The 6,211-nt window shown below is 25.5% G+C and carries 6 protein-coding genes; all 6 read left to right on the top strand.

The features are described 5' to 3' along the window. A partial coding sequence (locus Q0V09_RS06485; protein WP_297487777.1) for a hypothetical protein occupies positions 1-1,616 on the top strand: 1,616 nt, incomplete at its 5' end. A gap of 85 nt (positions 1,617-1,701) precedes the next feature. Further along, positions 1,702-2,121 (top strand): hypothetical protein, encoded by a 420-nt coding sequence (locus tag Q0V09_RS06480; protein WP_297487775.1) that lies wholly within the window; start codon positions 1,702-1,704, stop codon positions 2,119-2,121. Positions 2,122-2,123: 2 nt separating this feature from the next. Continuing rightward, positions 2,124-2,747, top strand: a complete 624-nt coding sequence (locus tag Q0V09_RS06475; protein WP_297406427.1) for a flavodoxin family protein — start codon at positions 2,124-2,126, stop codon at positions 2,745-2,747. Positions 2,748-2,904: 157 nt separating this feature from the next. Then, complete coding sequence (locus tag Q0V09_RS06470; RefSeq protein ID WP_297487773.1) at positions 2,905-4,377, top strand: oligopeptide:H+ symporter; 1,473 nt, start codon at positions 2,905-2,907, stop codon at positions 4,375-4,377. Between the two features lie 74 nt (positions 4,378-4,451). Further along, positions 4,452-4,616, top strand: coding sequence for a hypothetical protein (locus Q0V09_RS06465; RefSeq protein ID WP_297406423.1), 165 nt, complete (start codon positions 4,452-4,454; stop codon positions 4,614-4,616). 134 nt (positions 4,617-4,750) lie between these two features. After that, positions 4,751-6,088, top strand: a complete 1,338-nt coding sequence (nox, locus tag Q0V09_RS06460) for a H2O-forming NADH oxidase (RefSeq protein WP_297487771.1) — start codon at positions 4,751-4,753, stop codon at positions 6,086-6,088. The last annotated feature ends 123 nt before the right edge of the window (positions 6,089-6,211 follow it).

The raw sequence follows: 6,211 nt of genomic DNA, 5'->3' as shown, positions 1-6,211 counted from the left end.
CTCAAAGAAAAGTTAATCAAGTAGTTACATATTTTTTTAATAAAAATAGAGATACGTATATTAAAGTTACTCCGTCAGCAGGGGATTATATTCCAGGAGAAACAGAAGAAAAAGTTTTTATAGCTTTGATGCAGATTATGAAAGAAAAAAATATGCCACAAAAATTTGTAGTAAAGGCAACAGAGTTGCGAGAAAAATTAAAAATGCCCATTTCTAAATATAATTCAATTGTGAAAACTTCTTTATCAAGACTTGCCACAGCTAATTATGCTTTTAAAAATACATTATATTCAAGCGAATGTAAGGGAGTTATTGGTGAAGAAGTATTAACTACTATGTTTTCTTTAAGAACAATTACTTTAAGTAAAAAGGAAAATAAAAAATATAAAGATATGGTAAATGATAAGAGAGTAAAAGAAGTTTATGAAATTACAATGTCAGACCATTTTTATAAAAATATTATTCAAAAAGGGTATATGGTTTATAATGGAAATACTCTTTTAGAAATAGAATCAAGTACAGCAAGAACTATATATATGTTAATAGAAAAGTTGAGGTTTGATAATTTATATTTGAAAATAGATACAATTTTTTTAATTAAGAGAATTCCATTAAAATATGATAAATCTCATATGACTCAAACAATTAAAACATTGGAAAAATCGTTGCAAGATTTAATTGATAAAAAATTGATTTCTAATTTTAGATTTTTAAAGGATTCTACTTGGGCTAAATCAGAGATAGAAATTTCATTTTTTGAAGAATCTAAAATAGATAAACAAAATAGATTTTTTGAAGATAGAAATGATTTTAGAAAAATAATGACAACTTTAACAGTAAGTAATACAGAACATGCAATAATAGAAGATTGCGAAGTTGTTGAATCTATAAAAGTTAATGTGACTTTAGAAATGATAGAGAAGATATTAAATATTATGCCTAAAAAAGCAAAGACTCTAAAAACCATGCCAAAAACAATTAAAGAATCTATAGAAAAGCATGGATATGAGAAAGTTAAACGAATTGCACAATATATGAAAAAACAAAAAGTAGAAAAGGTGAGAGTTTATTTTATAAAGGCACTTGAAAATGATTGGGGGGATGATATAGAAGAAAACATCGATGTTAACGCTCCTAGCATACCAAATAAGAATTTGAAATTAAATTTAGAGTCTAAGTGTGATAAATATGATGAAAGCCTTTATATTGAATTTGAGAAGCTAGAAATTAAAATCCAAAATGGAATAGAAACTTATGCTTATCGTGAATATATAAAAAAATGTGGAATGGAAACAAAAATACAGCAACTTGCATTTATGGGGAGCAGAAAGAAACATATTTGTGAATATTTAGAAAAATATCCAGAGATATTAGGAAGAAAAGAGAAAATCAATGAAAATATTGAAAGTTCCAATAGTGTAGTTTTTATTGATATGATTCAATTAAAAAATTATATTAATGAATATATAGAAAATATAAATATATTTCTAGAAGAAAGTGAAGTTGACATTGATGAATTAAGAAAAAAAATAATATTTAAATTAATGCCAAGTTTTATGGAAAAAACACTAACAAAGGAAATTGTAAATGACTTAATAAATGAGTTTTTAGTGTAAATTGCTATCTTGTTTTTAGAAAAACTTTAGAGTATAATTCACTCATAAAAAATATTTTATTAAATGTTTAAAATAGGAGAATGTTATGATAACTTATAAAAATAAAAAAGGTGAAATAATAAAAATACTAGAAGTAATACCTAAAGAAACAATAGAAAAACTTATTTTAAGTGATGAAAAGATATATGAAATGGCAGAAAAAATCCATAAATATAAAGAATCTGGACTTAGCAATTTACAGATTTCATTAATTAGTGGAGAAGTGAGAATTGTTAAAGGATATTTTGATGATTTTAAAGATGATGGTTTTATATGTTTAGAGGAATTTAGAAATGAACCTTTTTTTAAATATCCAGAAACAGTGGAAAATGTTTATAAAACATTAAAACATAATCTTCATAAAAAAGGAGATAGGTCTTTAAGAAATCATTTTGAAGATTTAATATTTAGTAGTTCTTTTTACTATACAGATATGTTAGATAAAATATATGGGGGATTAAAATAATTGTGAAGAAAATTTTAGGAGTAAGTGGTAGTCCAATTTTTAATAGCAATACAGATAGAACAGTGAAAAAAGTTTTAGAAAGTAGTGGTTTAAAATATAAATTTATTAAATTAAGTGATTATAATATAGGACCGTGTAGAGCATGTTTAGCTTGTGTAAAAACAAATAGGTGTGTTATTAAAGATGACTTTCAAATGGTGGAACAAGAGCTTTTAGAATCAAGTGCATTAGTTGTAGGAGGTTATACTCCTTTTGGAATGATAGATGCTTTTACTAAAAGTTTTTTAGAACGACTTTATGCTACACATCATAAAAACTTAAATAAAGGCAAGATTTTTGCTTCAATAATTTCAAGTCTTGATAAAAAAGCCAATGAAGAAGCTCATAAAGCTTTAGAAAAAGAGGCTGTTGTTGAAAAGATGATTCCAATATCAGCTTTATCTATTGAAGGAAATTTTATGTGTAACAAATGTGGACTTGGTAATGAGTGTGAAAATAGTGGAATTAAAAGAAGGTATGGAGATAAATTAAAAGCTTGTTTAGAAAACATGGTTAATGTAGAAGATCAAGATGTATGGATAGAAGCAGAGAAATTAGGGAAAAAAATTAGAGAGTATCTTATTTGATATTCTCTATTTTTTATATATTTAAATACTTAAAATGTACTATTTTTAATAATAATGTATCAATATATTGAGAAATGAATATTAATATTGTTTTAAAGTGCTATACTAAAAATATATTCATTCTTTGTGAAACATTTAATTATTAGGAGGTATTTTTATGCAAAAAGTAATAGCCAAAAATGAAAAAAGTTTTATGTTTACGCAACCCAAACCTTTTTATTTGATTTTTTTTATAGAATTTTGGGAAAGATTTGGATTTTATGCAACTCAAGGAATTTTAGCAAAATTTTTCGTTGTGTCTTTAGGATTTAGTCAAGAGAAATCATTTGCCACCTTTGGTGCTTTTAGTGCCTTAGTATATGGTCTTGTTGTAGCTGGAGGATATTTAGGCGATAAAATTCTAGGTACAAAAAGGACTATAGTTTTAGGAACTATTGTTCTTTTCATTGGATATTTTATGATGGCATTTTCTAATTCAAGAACTATTTTTATTGCTCTTGGAGTTATTTGTACAGGAAATGGTTTATTTAAAGCTAATCCTTCTAGTTTACTTTCTAAATGTTATGAAAAAAATGATATTCGTATTCAAGGAGCTTTTACTCTTTATTATATGTCTATTAATATTGGATCTTTTATAGCTCTTATTCTTTCACCAACTTTAGCTTCTCATTTTGGATGGAATAAATCTTTTATGTTAAGTGGATTAGGTCTTGTAATAGCTTTAGGAAATTATTTACTTATGAAGAATACAATTTCAAATATTGGGTCAAAGGGCGATTTTAGTAAATTACATTTAAAAAAATTAATAATTATAATTGTAGCGATAATTGGAGTTTCTTTTTTATGTGAATTTTTTTTTTTTCTTCAACATTTAATTATTGCTCATACTTTTCTTTGGATTGTTACAGGTTTAACACTTTTATGTTTTTTTAGAGAGATGGTTAAAGAGGTAGCTATAAACAGAAAAAAAATGTTAGTTGCACTTGTTTTAATGATAGAAGCTATTATTTTCTTTACATTATATCAACAAATGCCAACATCATTAAACTTTTTTGCCATATCAAATGTTAATCATAATTTTTTTGGAACTAATATTGATCCTCAAATTTTTCAATCATTAAATCCTTTTTGGATTATTGTTTTAAGTCCACTTTTTGCTTTTTTATATGGAAAATATAAAAAAGAAGGAAAAGATTTAGCAGTGACTTCAAAATTTGCTCTTGGAATGACTTTATGTGGAATAAGTTTTACTCTTCTTTATTTTGCTAAGTTTTTTTCTAATAGTGATGGAATAGTTTCAGCAGGATGGGTTGTTGGGAGTTATTTTTTCCAATCAGCTGGAGAGTTACTTATAAGTGCGCTAGGAGTTGCTATGGTAGCAGAATTAGTACCAGAAAGAATTATGGGGTTCATTATGGGAATGTGGTTTTTAACAACAGCTATAGCTGGTGTAACAGGAGGAATATTAGCTTCTTTTATGGCTATTTCAAAATCTGAAGTTATGGATAAAGTTCAATCTTTAAATATATATACAAATACATTTGGAGAAATTGGAATTATTACTTTAATTATTTCTATAATTATGTGGTCTTTTGTGTCAAAACTTAATAAATATATATGTGAAAAATAAAATATATTTAATATTTATTAAAAAAGTGATAGAATATTTTAAGAACATAATAATTATAATAAGGAGATAGAAAAATGAAAAAAGTAAAACGTTTAATTTCAGACAATAGTCTTGATTTAGCTAAAGACATAGAAAATTTCATAAAGGATATCGATTTAATAAGTGTAAATTGTTATGAGGAAAAAAATAAATTTCAAGTAGCAATTGTAATTTATGATACAGACGAAGATTTAAATTAAAAAGTATTTAAAGAGGATATTTTAAAAGATATTCTCTTTTTTTTATATATTTTATTAATATCTAAAAAAACTATTGCAAAAAACACAAAAAGTATATATACTATACAAAAATGGTATAAAAGGAGAGATATATTATGGAGAAAATAGTTGTAATAGGTGCAAATCACGCAGGAACAGCAGCAATAAATACAATTTTAACAAATTATCCTAATAAGAAGGTTGTAGTTTTTGATAAAAACTCAAATATAAGTTTTCTAGGATGCGGAATGGCTTTATGGATTGGAAAACAAATTGAATCTTCAGAAGGATTATTTTATTCTTCAAAAGAAAAATTAGAAAGTTCAGGAGCTAAAATACATATGGAGACAGAAGTTTTTCATATTGATTATATAAATAAATTAGTGCATGGAAGAGATAAGAATGGAAATGAAATTATAGAAGATTATGATAAACTGATTTTATCTACAGGGTCATTACCTATAGAGTTAAGTATTCCAGGAACAGAACTTAAAAACGTACAATTTGTAAAATTATATCAACATGCTGAAGATGTAATAAAAAAATTAGAAAATAAAGATATAAAAAATATAGTTGTAGTGGGTGCAGGGTATATTGGAGTAGAACTTGCAGAAGCATTTAAAAGATGTGATAAGAATGTAACTCTTGTGGATTTAGCTCCATCATCATTAACAGGTTATTATGATGAACACTTTAGAGATTTAATGAATGATAATTTAAAAGACAATGGAATTAATATAAGATTTTCAGAAAAACTTTTAAAAGTAGAGGGAAATGAAAAAAATCAAGTATCTAAAGTTGTAACTGATAAAGATGAATATGATGCAGATATGGTAATTTTAGCAGTTGGATTTACACCAAATACTAAATTAAGTGAGGATTATTTAGAGTTATTTAAAAATAAAGCAATTTTAGTAGATTTACATCAAAAAACAAGTGATAAAGATGTTTATGCAATTGGAGATTGTGCAACAATATATGACAATGCAATAGAGGGAACAAACTATATTGCTCTTGCAACAAATGCTGTTAGAACTGGAATAGTAGCAGCTCATAATGCTTGTGGAACTGAGTTAAAAGGTATTGGAGTACAAGGTTCAAATGGAATATCAATATTTGGATTAAATATGGTTTCTACTGGATTAACTTATGAAAAAGCTATAAAATTAGGATTTGATGCAGAGTATACACAGTATACAGATCTACAAAAACCAGGATTTATAAAGAATAATAATGATGTAACATTAAGAATAGTATATGATAAAGTATCAAGAAGAATTTTAGGAGCTCAAATTGCTTCTAAAGAGGATATATCTATGGGTATACATGTATTTTCATTAGCAGTACAAGAAAAAGTAACAATAGATAAATTTAAATTACTTGATATTTTCTTTTTACCACACTTTAATCAGCCATATAATTACTTTACAATGGCTGCCTTATCAGCTAAATAAAAAAATTAGGGATAGTTTTCCATTGAGAACTATCCCTTTGTTTATCTATGTTTTTTTGGAAAACTAGGTTTTTCTATAGATTTTTTTTCATCTTTAAAAGTTGTATTTACAGTTTTATGTTCA

It is taken from the genome of uncultured Cetobacterium sp., from assembly GCF_947039425.1.
In the GTDB taxonomy this organism is placed as follows: domain Bacteria; phylum Fusobacteriota; class Fusobacteriia; order Fusobacteriales; family Fusobacteriaceae; genus Cetobacterium_A.
Note: the sequence above shows the minus strand (reverse complement) of the source record. Positions and strands in the feature narration are given on the sequence as shown.